The 13,391-nt window shown below is 39.8% G+C and carries 14 protein-coding genes, 1 tRNA gene and 1 pseudogene; 13 read left to right on the top strand and 3 right to left on the bottom strand.

Going from position 1 to position 13,391, the window contains the following annotated elements; genetic code table 11:
• Positions 1-452: 452 nt before the first annotated feature.
• A complete protein-coding gene (locus ACLHK8_RS05500; protein ID WP_057774402.1) occupies positions 453-632 on the top strand; it encodes a hypothetical protein in 180 nt (59 codons plus the stop codon).
• A 144-nt stretch (positions 633-776) separates the two neighbouring features.
• A complete protein-coding gene (locus tag ACLHK8_RS05495; protein ID WP_434520481.1) occupies positions 777-1,640 on the top strand; it encodes a ribonuclease H family protein in 864 nt (287 codons plus the stop codon).
• On the opposite strand, the gene ACLHK8_RS05490 is transcribed toward ACLHK8_RS05495, so the two are convergent.
• Entirely contained in the window at positions 1,637-2,161 is a 525-nt protein-coding gene (locus tag ACLHK8_RS05490) for a GNAT family N-acetyltransferase (protein WP_434520480.1), read from the bottom strand. The genes ACLHK8_RS05495 and ACLHK8_RS05490 overlap by 4 nt on opposite strands.
• Before the next feature lie 140 nt (positions 2,162-2,301).
• Between ACLHK8_RS05490 and ACLHK8_RS05485 the strand changes: the two genes are divergently transcribed.
• The 4 genes from ACLHK8_RS05485 (at position 2,302) to ACLHK8_RS05470 (ending at position 5,711) form a co-directional block, all read left to right on the top strand.
• Positions 2,302-2,682 carry an iron-sulfur cluster biosynthesis family protein gene (locus ACLHK8_RS05485; RefSeq protein WP_434520479.1) on the top strand — a complete coding sequence of 127 codons (381 nt, stop codon included), beginning with the start codon at positions 2,302-2,304 and terminating at the stop codon, positions 2,680-2,682.
• Positions 2,683-2,823: 141 nt separating this feature from the next.
• The gene (locus tag ACLHK8_RS05480) at positions 2,824-4,017 is read left to right on the top strand and encodes an MFS transporter (protein WP_434520478.1); all 1,194 of its coding nucleotides are present in this window, start codon (positions 2,824-2,826) and stop codon (positions 4,015-4,017) included.
• Positions 4,018-4,028: 11 nt separating this feature from the next.
• Positions 4,029-5,195 (top strand): hypothetical protein, encoded by a 1,167-nt coding sequence (locus ACLHK8_RS05475; RefSeq protein WP_434520477.1) that lies wholly within the window; start codon positions 4,029-4,031, stop codon positions 5,193-5,195.
• A gap of 12 nt (positions 5,196-5,207) precedes the next feature.
• Positions 5,208-5,711 (top strand): O-acetyl-ADP-ribose deacetylase, encoded by a 504-nt coding sequence (locus tag ACLHK8_RS05470; protein ID WP_434520476.1) that lies wholly within the window; start codon positions 5,208-5,210, stop codon positions 5,709-5,711.
• A 160-nt stretch (positions 5,712-5,871) separates the two neighbouring features.
• Here ACLHK8_RS05470 and ACLHK8_RS05465 read toward each other — a convergent pair whose 3' ends face one another.
• Positions 5,872-6,060 carry an LBP_cg2779 family protein gene (locus ACLHK8_RS05465; RefSeq protein WP_057774383.1) on the bottom strand — a complete coding sequence of 63 codons (189 nt, stop codon included), beginning with the start codon at positions 6,058-6,060 and terminating at the stop codon, positions 5,872-5,874.
• 327 nt (positions 6,061-6,387) lie between these two features.
• Between ACLHK8_RS05465 and ACLHK8_RS05460 the strand changes: the two genes are divergently transcribed.
• From ACLHK8_RS05460 to ACLHK8_RS05430, 7 genes are all read left to right on the top strand, one after another.
• Positions 6,388-7,068 carry a YjjG family noncanonical pyrimidine nucleotidase gene (locus ACLHK8_RS05460; protein WP_057774380.1) on the top strand — a complete coding sequence of 227 codons (681 nt, stop codon included), beginning with the start codon at positions 6,388-6,390 and terminating at the stop codon, positions 7,066-7,068.
• 166 nt (positions 7,069-7,234) lie between these two features.
• Entirely contained in the window at positions 7,235-7,687 is a 453-nt protein-coding gene (locus ACLHK8_RS05455; RefSeq protein WP_434520475.1) for a MarR family winged helix-turn-helix transcriptional regulator, read from the top strand.
• Positions 7,687-9,423, top strand: a complete 1,737-nt coding sequence (locus ACLHK8_RS05450; protein ID WP_434520474.1) for an ABC transporter ATP-binding protein — start codon at positions 7,687-7,689, stop codon at positions 9,421-9,423. Before ACLHK8_RS05455 ends, ACLHK8_RS05450 begins: the two co-directional genes overlap by 1 nt.
• Entirely contained in the window at positions 9,410-11,305 is a 1,896-nt protein-coding gene (locus ACLHK8_RS05445; RefSeq protein ID WP_434520473.1) for an ABC transporter ATP-binding protein, read from the top strand. The genes ACLHK8_RS05450 and ACLHK8_RS05445 overlap by 14 nt, the downstream gene beginning before the upstream one ends.
• A gap of 132 nt (positions 11,306-11,437) precedes the next feature.
• Positions 11,438-11,761: a hypothetical protein gene (locus ACLHK8_RS05440; protein WP_434520472.1), complete on the top strand. Its 324-nt coding sequence runs from the start codon at positions 11,438-11,440 to the stop codon at positions 11,759-11,761.
• A 16-nt stretch (positions 11,762-11,777) separates the two neighbouring features.
• Positions 11,778-12,596, top strand: a complete 819-nt coding sequence (locus ACLHK8_RS05435; protein ID WP_434520471.1) for a Cof-type HAD-IIB family hydrolase — start codon at positions 11,778-11,780, stop codon at positions 12,594-12,596.
• A gap of 81 nt (positions 12,597-12,677) precedes the next feature.
• A tRNA-Arg gene (locus tag ACLHK8_RS05430) sits at positions 12,678-12,749 on the top strand.
• Between the two features lie 247 nt (positions 12,750-12,996).
• Here ACLHK8_RS05430 and ACLHK8_RS05425 read toward each other — a convergent pair.
• Positions 12,997-13,380, bottom strand: a pseudogene (locus tag ACLHK8_RS05425) (type II toxin-antitoxin system death-on-curing family toxin); the annotation flags it as partial.
• Positions 13,381-13,391: the final 11 nt, after the last annotated feature.

Raw genomic sequence — 13,391 nt, 5'->3', positions numbered from 1 at the left:
TGATAAATATTAAACATACCAGTACTAAACCAACAATAGATAAAGTAAGATAACGTAATTTTTTTTTCATGTTAAACTTCCTCTCTGCAATTACTGAGCATGCATCCAAAAGTCAGCTTTCGAAAACGCTTTAAATGACTATATTATATACCCGAATGAGTAGATGAGCGTACTTTTAGTTTCATTTAGTTCAAGTTATCGGTGAACGTTATGCATTACTTCTTATTTTTGAATCGTTTTGCTTGCCTTTAATTCTATTTTAGTGTTAGTATTCAAAATAGTAGTTACAAATGCAAGTACAGTAACTACAGCTAACAAAGGTAGTTGGTACGACATATCATTTTTGAAGGGAAGAACGCGGCTGCAGCAAAAGATATTCATTTTGAAGCATTGATATTTCGTATCTCATTCTAATCCTTTGTTGAGAAACAATAAGGAAAGAAGGTTTTACAATGAGATTTGGAAATTTTAGTAATCGTGATTATCGCATTGCTTTGGATACAGAAACACAATTATTCTGGGCAAGTGAAAAACGCGATCCAAATATTAAAGCCAGTGGTGTGACAATCACTGAAGCACTTAACAAGTTAAACGAAAAAACTAATGGTCTAGTACAACAGTACGCAAACTAATAAGAAATTCGAGGTCTAGCAATTTTGGATGCTAATGATTCCGTTTCGGATAACGTGTTCGATTCCTCTAGGATAAGTTGATACAATGGTATTAAACTTATCCTAGAGGAATTTTTTTATACATATGAATTGGAGAAAACTAACATGGCAAGTAAGAAAAAATTTTACGCAGTCGCAAAAGGCAAGCAAACCGGTATTTTTACAGACTGGAACGAGACTAAGGCAATGATTGATGGTTTTCCTGGGGCAAGATACAAAGGGTTCACAACGGAAGCTGAGGCCCGTCAATGGTTAGATGATGGTGGGACAATTACGAAAAAAACAGTTTCTAAAAAAATAACTCCTGCCCCAAGCCAACAACCAAATGATTCCGACCTTGTGGTGTATACAGACGGTGGATCCCGAAATACGGGGAATGTGAATGGCGGACACGTTAAGAAACAGGATAAAGCAGCTTGGGCATATTTGATTAATTTAAATGGTCAACAAGTCTCGGATTCTCAAGGTGAGTTTGGCGCAACGAATAACCGCATGGAAATCATGGCGTTGATTCGTGCCTTGGAATGGCTGGAAGCCAATCGAAAACAAGCGGCTGCTATTTCAATTGTGACGGATTCCCAGTATGTTTTAAATGCGATTCAAAAGCACTGGATAGCTGGCTGGAAACGGCGCGGCTGGAAACGTGGAACGGGGCAACCATTAGCTAACAGCGAGTTGTGGCGACAATTGGACGGGCTTTTACCTAAGTTCAGTCATTTGCAGTTTCATTGGACAAAAGGCCACGCCACTAATGAAGGCAATGTTTTTGTGGATCATTTATTAAATCAAACGATGGATAAAATGAGTGGTACACAACGACAATCAGTTGCTAGTAAGCCCGTTATGTCCCAAACAACTCCGAAATCTCCAAAAAAAGTGCAACAAAAAAGCGTCCCGACTTCAGATGCACAAAAGTCACTGGACGCGATTAAAAAAAGTTTAGAAAAATTGGAATGGTACAACGACTAAACGGATTTGGAGATTGAAAAACTTAAAGTGTTTTTCCCACCGGGATAGGTTGGATCAATTTCAAAGCCGGTTTTCTTTAAGATCGTGATTGCTGGTGTGTTGGCCTGCTTTGCGACCGCATATAAAGTTGTTAAACCCAACTCATTAAAGGCAAATTCTGTCATATGTTGAAGAATTTCGGTCATGATGCCATGATTTTGTTGATTGGGAAGGATTTCAAACCGAATTTCTGCGGCCGTTTTGGGGTCATTAAAATTCCAAATGCAAAAAGTTCCCAAAAATTCATCAATTTTACGATCAGAGATTCCCCATAACAAAGAGTCGTTGTTCATGATCAGACGCATGGCTTGATTCACGTAATCAACGGTATCTTGGATCGTGGGATCAATTGTCCGATCACTCATTTTGGCGATGTTTTCGTCATGGCGCAGCGTATAAATATCTTTAACTTTTGTGGCTGTAAGCCAATCCAGAGTGAAATGGGGGGTCAGGATTGGGCGATATTTTTCGAATTTTTCCATGGTTACTCCTTTTAATTTTCTTTTCAGTTTAAACGTATAACTCTAGCATAAAGCATTTTTGTGAAGTTCCAAGTAAATATGCTTGGTGTTTTGTGATTAAGCGATTACAATGAAGAAAAATCGAATTGGAGGACGTCATAATGAATATTAAATTTGATTCAGCATCTGCAGAAAAAATTCAAGCGCATTTGGATGACAATAAACGTTTATTATTAACTTTTGAAGATGGGGTGGGAGACTATTCCCAACACGCGATGATTCATATGCAAGTCCAGTTTACCATTAATATTGTAGCTAAGGATATGCCGGTAACCGGCTATAACGAGACTGTGAAGTCTAACATTGGTGATTTATTAATTAAGGACTATTCAACTGATGATTTGGAAGAAAACATGACGATGAAATTCAACAGCCATCTTGGAACTTTGCAACTAAGCGGAGATGGTGGTGCCATTGACGATAACGTTGGTTTTATTGATTTTACGGACAAAAATGGAATTAAAAATAATCCGGCAAGATAAAGTTTTTTTCTAATTTAAATAATTAACTGGCAACCACACTTGTTTAAAAACTTGGGTGGTTGTTTTTGGCTGTCTTCAAGCATTGTCACGTCTGCATAACTCTTGTAGAATGAAGAGACGTACTACTTGGAGGTGTGTGAAATGGATGATCGAACAAAACAAAAATTTAGTTGGCCATTATTCTTTAGCCCATTTGTGTCGCGACTAGGGGATGCGCTCTTTATTTTTGGGCTAAACTGGTTTATTGTTCGGGCTACCGGTCACGCCTCTTTGTTAGGGATTGTGCAAGGAATCGGGGGAATTGTTTTAGTGGCAGGTGATTTATTTGCTGGTCCGTTGGTTGATAAATATAATCGAAAACTCGTTATGTTACTTGCTGATCTCGTTAGTTTCCTCGCGTGTTTAATTATGGCCGGGATTATGGATGTCAATGAGCCGGTATTTTACCAATTAGTTTTGTTAACTTGCATCATTGATATTGGGTTGGCATTTAACTTTCCGGCTGCTAAAGCGGTAATTCCAGAAATCATTCGCAGTGATAAATTGTCGGTATTTAATTCTTGGTCAAACACGGGCCTGACCCTGGCAGACATCATTGCGCCATTGTTTGGCGGCTTCTTACTGACTTTGCACTGGATTAATTTTCGGTCCTTTTTATTTATCAATGCCGGTTCATTTTTGTTATCTTTTATTTTGACTTTGGCACTGAAGTACAAGCCGGAAAAAGATCATACTAAAGAATCAATGCCGATTTTAGAGAGCTTAGCCAAGGGTTTGGCATACGTTCGGAATAAACAAGACGTGTTCCAGCTGATTATTTTTGACGCGTTTTTAGCCGCCATGTACGCCGGCTACACACTGTTGCTTCCTTATGATGTGGACCGCTATTATAACGGCGATGAGAAATTATATAGTTATGTCTTGACGTTGGTAGCTGTGGGCGGTATGCTGGGAGGCCTATCTTTAGTTTTAAATAAACATAAACCAAAAATTAAAACGAATTATCAGGATGCTTTTATTTTAGCAATCATTTTAATATTGACCGGCGTTTGGGTTAATTATGGGCTGTTGTTAATTTCTGCATTTGGTTACGGATTTTATACTTCACGAATGGGAATCCGCATGATGACCATTGTTCAAGATTTGACAGATGTGGCCTTTTTAGGACGGGTTTTCTCGATTTGGTTTCTCTGTTTTGACAGTATGCATCCATTCGGGTCGTTTGTCTTCGGATTCATTTCTGATTGGTTTAATCATGGAACATTTTTTGTGCTCGGAGGATTAGTTCTCTTGGGCTTGTTAGTTGTATATATAATGAGAAGAAATTCAGATTAGGGGGTGTTTCGATGGATTCAATTTTATATGATTTGGAGTTTGCCAAGAATGATCAACGGTTAGCTAACGTTTTTCCAAAAGAACAGGAAACATTTTATACCGGCTTTGTTAATAGTATTGGTGCGGATGGGGTCATTCTTAACACTTACGATGATACTGGCCAAGCTGATGGCGCGGTCTACATTCAATTTGATGCCATTGATAATGTGGAGTTTGACAGCCCTGATCTGGATAACATGTTGGAAACCATTCAGATTGCGGAAAACGATCAGCTATTTACGGTAACGGATCAGATTCCGGTTTTCGTTTCAACTAGCGATTTAATTAAACAAGTGGTGGAAGCTGCTTATAAAAACAAACAGTTTTTAGTTTTAACTAGAAGCGATCTAGAACATTATCAAGAGGGCGCTGTTACTGCAATCCATGAAAATGATTTTGAAATGCATTTAGTGGATAAATTTAATTTGACACATGAAATCACGACTACGTTTAAATATACAGAAGCCGAAATTGTGGAGTTTTCTGGACGAGAACTAGCAGTTGAAACGGCGACCTGGCCCAAAATTGCACAACAGCAACCCGAATCCCGGTTAACATTAACCGATGCAAAAGGGTTTTATGCGGTTTTGAAAAACGCGGAACAAAAGCAAGAACTGATTACAATTAATGACGAAACTAAATCACCAAACTTTTTTGTGGGGACTGTAAATGCCGTTAATGAGACAGAAGTTTTGTGCAATTTAGTGGATATGGCCGGGCAATTCGGTGGTTATTCACTAATTCGGCTTGATGCAATCGCCAGTATCACGTTGCAATCCGATTATATGCAGGTCATGAAGGCTTTTATTGGGTATCAAAAAAAGAACCAGACCTTCGTACAACCGGTGCTTAATGAGGAACGTTTATTTGATGCTACGGATGATTTGATGATGGCGTTACTCAAACAAACTGAGACCTTTTCACGGGTCTTGAGCATCGCTTTACTAAGTAGCGCACGCGAAATGGGCTATGTGACGGATGTGACTGCTGACACTTTCCGGTTCCATGTGATTGACCCTGATTTATATGTCGATCAAACGGGCGTGGAAATTGCGATTGAAGAGGTGGATGAACTGTCGTTTGATTTCTTAAATGCGGTTCTCATTGAAAATCATTTGCGTGATAAGGGACTTTTGTAAGAGGTGAAAGAAATGGCATTTGAAGTAATTCGTGGGGATGTGACGACCATGCCCGTGGACGCAATTGTGAATGCAGCTAATACCACATTACTTGGTGGGGGCGGTGTTGACGGGGCGATCCATCGCGCAGCCGGTCCAGAGTTATTGGCGGCTTGTCGATTGCTCCATGGTTGTAAAACGGGTGAGGCTAAGATAACGCCTGGTTTTAAATTACCAGCTAAGTTTGTCATTCATACACCAGGTCCCATTTGGCGTGGTGGCCAGCATAATGAAGCTGAATTGCTCCGAAGTAGTTATCAAAATAGTTTACGATTAGCAGAAGAAAATCACTGTGGCAGTGTGGCGTTTCCGTCGATTAGCACAGGTGTGTACCGGTTCCCACTGCAAGCGGGAGCTGAGCTTGCGGTTACGACTATCAATGAATTTTTAAAAACTGCCCAAAATGTCAAAGATGTGACAATGGTTTGTTTTGATGAGGAAACTTATCAGGCCTATGTAGAAGCGCAAAAAGTATAATAAAATCTAAAAAATCGGCTTTGAAATGACTTGGAACTTTGCCTTTATTTTTCAGGACAACTAAGCAAGTCAAAAAGAGACCCATAAGTATGACTTCCACGGGATCACGATCCTGTATCCGTCACACTTATGGGTCTCTTTTTACAACTGACTTCTTTCACTATTTATTATCTCTCATAAAGTTACTAATCCGGCGAACATCATCTTCCGTTGGATTATACTTGTTAATTTTGATGTTATGGATTTTTTCCACAGATAAATGTGTGCCAAATGCCACTGAAGCATCTGTCATATCATGTTTCTTTTGGTAATTAATAATCTCTTCTGCAAGTTTCGTTAAATCGTTCATGGTAAATCCTCCTCATATTTAATGGCTATTTTGCATCCGCAAAATCTTATTTTCGCTACGGTGACCATCCTCGCTAAGGCAATAACGCCAAGTCGGACTGGCCCTCCTCGTTTTTTAGTGACTATTTTGCGTCCGCAAAATACCATTATCACTACGGCATTTCGACACCCAGCCGGACTGATCCTTTTCGTAATGTTGAGCCCTTACATTTAATGTACCATAGTTGAGAGTGAAATGACCATTATTTACGCGGATATTCCAAAGAAATTCGTCAAAATTGGGTAGAATTTGGTATAATGCAACACAAGAGGGATTGAGGTGAAAAGCATGAAATATCAGAATTTATTATTTGATGTGGATGATACGTTATTAGATTTTCAAGCAGCTGAGAATCAGGCGCTTAAAGGGCTGTTTACAGAAATTAAATATCCACTAACAGATGACATGGTTACCTATTTTCGCACACTTAATGAGCATATGTGGCAACGCTTTGAGCTTGGCCAATTAGATCGCCAAACACTGGTTAACACGCGATTTACCAAACTTTTCGCCCATTTTAATGAGGCAGTTGATGGGATTAAGTATGAAAAAATTTATCGAGAATTTTTGAATCAGGGTCACCAGTTAGAACCGCACGCGGTAGAATTACTGAACAGTTTGAAAGACCAATTTAATCTATTTATCGTTTCCAACGGGATTGGATCTGTTCAACAGCAACGGCTAAACGATTCGGGATTGACTACATACTTTAAACATATTTTTGTGTCTGAAGAAGTTGGCTATCAAAAACCAAGAATTGAATTTTTCGATTTTATTGCCCAACATATTGCTGGGTTTACTCCCAAAAATTCTTTAATAATCGGTGATTCATTAACGTCCGATATTCAGGGTGGCGCCAATGCGGGAATCGATTCAGTCTGGTTTAATCCTGCGTTACAACCAAATCATTCATCAGTGAGTCCAACTTATCAAATTGACGACTTACTGGATCTAAAAGCAATTTTGTAATCTTAATTTTAAACAGGACAGTCGCTCAACCGATTCGAGAGTAAAAACCGAATTAGGGGAGCGGACTGTCTATTTTTTTGTCCAAAATCCGAATAATTGCAAGTCATTTTGAAAGTGTTATCTTAGGTTGTTAGAATTCTAACAATAAAAAATACAGAGGCAACTTATGCAAAAACATCTTGGAATTAATCGGCAAATTCATATTCTGGCGAATTGCTCAACCCGAAAATTTAATGAAAGCTTTTTGGATGATGATATCACTGGTAAACAAGGGAGCGTTTTACACTTTCTCTTGATACGCGCGGGAAAGCAGGCAGTTTACCAACGAGACATCGAAAAACAATTTGGTATTCGGCGGTCATCGGTAACTAGTCTGTTACAGAAATTGGAAGACAATGGCTACATTACCCGTGAAGCGGTCGAAAATGATGCCCGATTAAAACTAATTGTGCTTACCCCCAAGGCTTTAAAATTCCAGAAAAGTGTTGTCCAAGGGACGATCGATTTTGAAAATAAGATGATCCAAGGAGTTTCTGTAGACGACATTGCTACTTGGCAAAGAGTAACTCAACAAATGACGAAAAATTTAAAAGATGCAAAAATAGGAGGTGACAACTAGTGCTAAAACGAATTGGACATTCAGTAAGAGAGTATAAAAAGTATGCCTTGCTCTCACCGATATTGGTAGCCATCGAAACCTTTATCGAAACGTTTATTCCGTTTTTAATGTCAAAAATGATCGATAAGGGAATTGTTCCCGGAAATTTAGCGTATATCGAAAAATTAGGGGCCTTTATGTTAGTGGGGACACTAATTTCCTTAGCCGGTGGTGCAGGAGCTAGTTGGTATTCAAGCAAGGCTAGTGCGGGATTTGCGAAAAATCTGCGCCATGATTTATATCATCACATTCAGGATTTCTCCTTTGAAGATGTGGACCATTTTTCGACCTCTAGTATTGTGGTGCGGCTTACAACGGACATCATGAATATTCAACAAGCTTTTCAAATGTTGATTCGGATGGCTGCCAGAGCGCCGTTGATGCTAATCTTTTCAATCACAATGGCTTTCACGGTGGATGCGCAAATGGCCATGGTTTTTGTTGTGTCTGTACCGGCCATGGTAATCGGATTAACGGTGATTATCGCCATTGGTCGACCGCTGTTTAAGAAGGTTTACCAACGTTATGATGGATTGAACCAGGTTGTTCGAGAAAATTTACGTGGCATTCGGGTAGTAAAAACTTACAATCGTGCTGAAACGGAAGATAAAAAAGCGGCGCAAGCTTCTTCTAGGATCTATGAAGTCTTCAGTAAAGCAGAACGGATTCTCCAATTAAATAGTCCCATTATGCAGTTTGTGATGTATGGCACATTACTGTTCTTGGCGTGGTTTGGGGCTAGAAGGATTGTGGATGGCACCATGCAGACTGGTCAATTAGTTAGTTTAATAGCTTATGCCATGTCAGTTTTGATGAGTTTGAATATGTTATCAAATGTGTTTAATCAAATGACAATTTCTTTAGCCTCTGCACAGCGGATCAATGAAGTTTTGACGTATGAAAGTACGCTGATAAATCCGAAAAACCCCGTAACTGAGGTAAAAGATGGCGACATTGAATTTGATAATGTGGATTTTGCCTATGAAGATGACCAAGTAACGCGGTTGGAAGGTATTAATTTGCATATCAAACCAGGCGAGACTATTGGGGTGATTGGTGAAACTGGAAGTGGGAAGAGTACGCTTGTACAGCTGATTCCTCGCCTTTATGATGTTAATCAAGGGGTCGTCAAAGTTGGTGGTCAAGATGTGCGAAACTATGACATTAAAACACTTCGGGATAATGTTTCCATGGTGCTGCAACAAAACGTTTTGTTTTCAGGGACCATTGCGGATAATTTACGCTGGGGTGATGAAGAAGCTACTGACGAACAATTAGTGCAGGCTGCCAAATTAGCTCAAGCGGATGCCTTTGTTCAAAGTTTGCCAGATGGCTACAATACACATATTGAACAAGGCGGGAGTAACGTGTCTGGTGGTCAAAAACAACGGCTGACAATTGCTCGAGCCCTGTTGAAAAAGCCTAAGATTTTAATTCTTGATGATTCAACCAGTGCCGTCGATACGCATACAGATAGCTTGATTCAAAAGGCGTTTCGTGATGAATTGCCTGAAATGACCAAGCTGATCATTGCCCAACGGATTTCTTCCGTACAAGGTGCAGATCGAATTGTGGTCATTGATCAAGGCAAGATTGAAGCAATCGGCACGCATGATGAACTGATGAAATCAGACGAACTTTACCAAGATATTTATAACTCACAAATCAAAGGAGGAGAAGCGCATGCAAAGAACTAGAGTTGCCGGAAGAGCTAAACTAGATGGCTCAGCGTGGCAGATTTTATGGCGGTTATTGAAATATATTTTGCAGAAAAGTCACTTTGCCCTTTTTATTGCCTTCTTCTCTGTGATTGTTTCGGCTGGAGCATCGGTCATTGGGACACTGTTTATTCAGCGGTTAATTGATGACTATATTACGCCTTTAATGAAAGTTGCTCATCCAAATTTCACCCCATTATTGCATATGATCATTTTAATGGGGGCAATTTATTTGTTGGGGGTCGTCGGAACCTTATTATATTCACAGTTGATGATTATGACTGGGCAGAAATTGCAAAAACGAATTCGGGATGAAATGTTTACCCACATGCAAAAGTTGCCTTTGAGTTATTTTGATTCCAACGATTATGGGGATGTCATGAGCCGTTATACCAACGATGTGGATACTTTGCGGCAAATGGTAGAACAGAGTTTCCCCATGTTTATCAACGCGCTTTTTAACATTGTCTTTACATTAACAGCCATGATTACGTTGAGCCCAATGTTGACCATAATTAGTTTGGTAATTTTTGCGCTGAGCGTCTTTATTGTACGAAAATTAAGTTCGAAAAGTAGTTATTATTTCCGCATGCAGCAAAAGTCGTTAGGAAATATTGATGGCTATATCGAAGAAATGCTGAATGGTCAAAAAGTTATTAAAGTATTTTCTCATGAGAAACAATCTAAAGCGGGGTTTGATACACGAAATGAAGAATTACGTCAAGACGCCAGCATGGCTAATGGCCTTTCAACGATGTTATTCCCAATCATGGGAAATGTCGGCAATATTTTATATGTGCTGATTGCCGTTGTGGGTGGGTATTTGGCAGTAAATCATGTCACGCCCATTACGTTAGGTGAAATTGCCGCGTTCGTTCAGTTGAGCCGTTCTTTTAGTCAACCAATTGCGCAAATCACCATGCAGTTAAACTCGATAATCATGGGGTTGGCTGGTGCGCAACGGATGTTTCAATTGTTTGATGAACCGGTTGAACAGGATTCAGGAAATACAACTTTAGTTTATGTGACTGAAAACGAGCAGCGCGACTTGACAGAGACCAGTGACCGGACTGATAAATGGGCCTGGAAAACGGTTGAAGCCGATGGCACTGTTAAACTCATACCGGTCAAAGGCCACATTCAATTTAAAGATGTCAGCTTTAGCTATGATGGTAAAAAGACCGTTTTGCATCACATTTCATTAGATGCGAAACCTGGGGAAAAGATGGCGTTTGTCGGGGCAACCGGAGCCGGTAAGACCACCATTACCAATATGTTGAATCGTTTCTATGATATTTCCAGTGGTCAGATTATTTATGACGGTATCGATATCAAACAAATCCAAAAGGCTAGTTTGCGGTTATCGATGGGAATTGTTTTGCAGGATACGAATTTATTTACGGCTTCAATTCGTGATAATATTCGCTATGGTCGTTTAGAGGCCACGGATGAAGAAGTGATCGCGGCGGCTAAATTGGCAAATGCGGATAGCTTTATTCGTAATTTGCCTAGAGGATACGACACGGTGATTGACGGTTCTGGGTCTGATTTATCACAAGGGCAGCGTCAATTATTATCAATTGCGCGAGCTGCCATTGCCGATCCGCCAACGATGATTATGGATGAAGCTACTTCAAGTATTGACACACGTACTGAGGCTTTGGTCCAGTCAGGGATGGATAATTTGATGAAGGGGAGAACAACGTTTGTGATTGCCCATCGGTTGTCCACAATTCATAACTCTGATGAGATCTTGGCGATTGAAGACGGAAAAATTATCGAAGCTGGTAATCATGAATCCTTGATGGAAGAAAAAGGCGAGTACTACGAACTTTATACCGGTAAAACTATTCTGGAATGATGAATAACATTATTGGGAAGTTGGTACGGACAATGCTAGAATGAAGAAGTGTTCTTAAAAGGTGGGTAGCTTTTAAAGGCCGGCCTTTTTTGACGCGTTTAAATAGATTAATCATAGGGAGACGTGAGAAAAATGATTCAAATTCCTCAAGACATGACAGAGGTTAAATTTAAAATTGCACAACTAGAAGAACTGGGACATACCAGCGATGAAAAAGAAGTTATTTTTGATGCCATTCAAGATAATGCGCAATCAATTTTAGATGAACAACTTGAAGGCCATTATTATTCTTGTACCTTAGATAACGACACAATTACTGTTTACGAAACACCTGAAAAACCAGCTGGAACTGTTAAATCTCAAGGGGCTTCCTTTGAAGATGATTTCCGTAAGGATGCAAATGGTATGTTAATTTATTTAAGTAAAGAAATCAGCAGAGTTATTAATCAACGCTAATTTAAAGGAGTTCTAAATGAGCATTAAATTAATTGCGAGCGACATTGATGGCACATTCTTAGATGATCAGCACGAGTTTGACCGAGTTAGGTTTCAAACACAACTTGACGAGATGAATCAACGTGGCATTCACTTTGTTGTAGCTAGTGGAAATCAGTATTTGCACTGTACAAAAGTGATGGCCGGGATTACCGGTGATCTCACCTATGTGGTGGAAGACGGGGCCTTGATTGTGGAAAAAGACCAAGTGCTCGATTCCAGTCCGATTGAACCAGAATTGTGGCAAGAAGTTGTAACTACTGTGATGAAACAGCCGATGTTTGCGGATGCCGTCATTATTTTGTCTGGTGAGAAAGCAGCCTCTACAAATATCACACCCCAAAGTGAGACCTGGGATCGAACTAGATACTTTTATGAAAAGCTTATCCATAGGGATGATCTTCTGTCCGTTACAGATGATATTTATAAAGTGGATGTTAATTGGCCCAATTTGAGTGATGTGCGGGATAAGCATGCTGCATTGTCGGCTGAGTTTGGAGACCACCTCACAGAAGTGATGAGTGGTCTTGGTGGGATTGATATCATTAAACCACATGTCACTAAGGCGTATGGATTAGAGCAATTACAGCGGATCTGGAACGTCTCAATGGCGGAAACGATGGCGTTTGGTGACAATCAAAATGATGCTGAAATGTTGCAGCATGCTAAATATGGGTACGCGATGAAAAATGCGGCGCCAGAAGCTAAGGCGGTAACCTCGCTAGTGACGCCGCTTGATAATAATCATGGTGGTGTGCTGGATATGATTGATCGGGTGTTAAACGGACAGTTTTAGCTGTAAAAAAGCTAAAATTCCATTGGTACGTGAAACTTAAGGTTGAAATTTGGGTCTAAGTTCATTAGAATTACACTATACGCGTCGGTAGTGTAATGGATAGCACATGAGATTTCGGTCCTCATGATGAGGGTTCGATTCCCTCCTGACGCATCATTGATATAACAGCATTTAGCATGGGCTTATGGCCTGTGCTTTTTTGTTTTTTGGCCAAATAGGTACGAAAATGGGTACGGGCTATTTGAACCTGTTTGAGCTTGGATGTTCCAGCTGATTTTTAAAATGATTGTAAACCTCTAAATCCACTGTTTTTATTCATTTGGTATAAGAGGCATGGGCTTTTTGATTGCAGATGTAACGTAGTGGCGTAGATGAATCCTCGTGTTAATTAATAATGATGTTATTTATTTTTGTGAATTTCTTGCAGCCAGTTAGCTATTTGCTGCATGGTTTCTTCGTTGTCAGGCGAATTGGTAACTGAGAGAGCAAAGCCGCCAGCTTGATTAACAATTTTGTTGTTAATTAGTTGGTATTCATTTTGATTAATAAAATAAAGACTCGCCATCAAAGCGGTTCGTTTGTTACCATTCACAAAAACGTGATTTTGGATAATTTTTTGCAGGATGAAAGCAGCTTTTAACCAAATTGTCGGATACAGTTCGTGACCGAATACGATCTGAGCCGGTTGCTCAATCACAACGTGCAAACTTTCAACAGATTGAGCGCCATAGTTGGTTTCACCGACCTGCAGTACAACTTGCTTGTTTATCTCGTTAAGCTGCTGGACTGTTAAGT

It is taken from the genome of Pediococcus sp. M21F004 (assembly GCF_051122535.1).
In the GTDB taxonomy this organism is placed as follows: domain Bacteria; phylum Bacillota; class Bacilli; order Lactobacillales; family Lactobacillaceae; genus Pediococcus; species Pediococcus inopinatus.
The sequence above is the reverse complement of the archived record's forward strand: the minus strand, read 5'-3'. Positions and strand labels throughout refer to the sequence as shown.

Bases quoted from the DNA above. Each gene is read 5' to 3' on its own strand.
- ACLHK8_RS05500 (WP_057774402.1), top strand. From the start codon at position 453: ATGAGATTTGGAAATTTTAGTAATCGTGATTATCGCATTGCTTTGGAT.
- ACLHK8_RS05495 (WP_434520481.1), top strand. From the start codon at position 777: ATGGCAAGTAAGAAAAAATTTTACGCAGTCGCAAAAGGCAAGCAAACC.
- ACLHK8_RS05490 (WP_434520480.1), bottom strand. From the start codon at position 2,161: ATGGAAAAATTCGAAAAATATCGCCCAATCCTGACCCCCCATTTCACT.
- ACLHK8_RS05485 (WP_434520479.1), top strand. From the start codon at position 2,302: ATGAATATTAAATTTGATTCAGCATCTGCAGAAAAAATTCAAGCGCAT.
- ACLHK8_RS05480 (WP_434520478.1), top strand. From the start codon at position 2,824: ATGGATGATCGAACAAAACAAAAATTTAGTTGGCCATTATTCTTTAGC.
- ACLHK8_RS05475 (WP_434520477.1), top strand. From the start codon at position 4,029: ATGGATTCAATTTTATATGATTTGGAGTTTGCCAAGAATGATCAACGG.
- ACLHK8_RS05470 (WP_434520476.1), top strand. From the start codon at position 5,208: ATGGCATTTGAAGTAATTCGTGGGGATGTGACGACCATGCCCGTGGAC.
- ACLHK8_RS05465 (WP_057774383.1), bottom strand. From the start codon at position 6,060: ATGAACGATTTAACGAAACTTGCAGAAGAGATTATTAATTACCAAAAG.
- ACLHK8_RS05460 (WP_057774380.1), top strand. From the start codon at position 6,388: ATGAAATATCAGAATTTATTATTTGATGTGGATGATACGTTATTAGAT.
- ACLHK8_RS05455 (WP_434520475.1), top strand. From the start codon at position 7,235: ATGCAAAAACATCTTGGAATTAATCGGCAAATTCATATTCTGGCGAAT.
- ACLHK8_RS05445 (WP_434520473.1), top strand. From the start codon at position 9,410: ATGCAAAGAACTAGAGTTGCCGGAAGAGCTAAACTAGATGGCTCAGCG.
- ACLHK8_RS05440 (WP_434520472.1), top strand. From the start codon at position 11,438: ATGATTCAAATTCCTCAAGACATGACAGAGGTTAAATTTAAAATTGCA.
- ACLHK8_RS05435 (WP_434520471.1), top strand. From the start codon at position 11,778: ATGAGCATTAAATTAATTGCGAGCGACATTGATGGCACATTCTTAGAT.